The sequence below is a fragment of the Acinetobacter rongchengensis genome (assembly GCF_003611475.1).
Lineage (GTDB): Bacteria > Pseudomonadota > Gammaproteobacteria > Pseudomonadales > Moraxellaceae > Acinetobacter > Acinetobacter rongchengensis.
Genome location: NZ_RAXT01000163.1, coordinates 1 through 887, shown reverse-complemented (window position 1 = coordinate 887; position 887 = coordinate 1). Strand labels below are relative to the sequence as shown.

Here is an 887-nt window from a genome sequence, read left to right as displayed (position 1 = left end):
TTTTAAAGTTGTATATCATGAAATTATTAAAAATATTGAGTTTAGTTTGCTTAAGCATAAGTATTGGGGCTTGTGCTGAGCATAGTATGAGTCGAGCAAAAACAAGTACAATTCCACAAGTGAATAACTCAATCATCGATCAGAATGTTCAAGCGCTTTTTAATGAAATCTCAGCTGATGCTGTGTTTGTCACATATGATGGTCAAAATATTAAAAAATATGGCACGCATTTAGACCGAGCAAAAACAGCTTATATTCCTGCATCTACATTTAAAATTGCCAATGCACTAATTGGTTTAGAAAATCATAAAGCAACATCTACAGAAATATTTAAGTGGGATGGAAAGCCACGTTTTTTTAAAGCATGGGACAAAGATTTTACTTTGGGCGAAGCCATGCAAGCATCTACAGTGCCTGTATATCAAGAATTGGCACGTCGTATTGGTCCAAGCTTAATGCAAAGTGAATTGCAACGTATTGGTTATGGCAATATGCAAATAGGCACGGAAGTTGATCAATTTTGGTTGAAAGGGCCTTTGACAATTACACCTATACAAGAAGTAAAGTTTGTGTATGATTTAGCCCAAGGGCAATTGCCTTTTAAACCTGAAGTTCAGCAACAAGTGAAAGAGATGTTGTATGTAGAGCGCAGAGGGGAGAATCGTCTATATGCTAAAAGTGGCTGGGGAATGGCTGTAGACCCGCAAGTGGGTTGGTATGTGGGTTTTGTTGAAAAGGCAGATGGGCAAGTGGTGGCATTTGCTTTAAATATGCAAATGAAAGCTGGTGATGATATTGCTCTACGTAAACAATTGTCTTTAGATGTGCTAGATAAGTTGGGTGTTTTTCATTATTTATAAGAATTAGAAGTTTGAGGTTAATCTATT

General features: G+C 36.6%; 1 protein-coding gene. It reads left to right on the top strand.

What is annotated here, in order from left to right; genetic code table 11:
- Window positions 1–17: 17 nt before the first annotated feature.
- Entirely contained in the window at window positions 18–860 is an 843-nt protein-coding gene (locus tag D7V20_RS19275) for a carbapenem-hydrolyzing class D beta-lactamase OXA-58 (protein WP_002002480.1), read from the top strand.
- Window positions 861–887 lie beyond the last annotated feature (27 nt).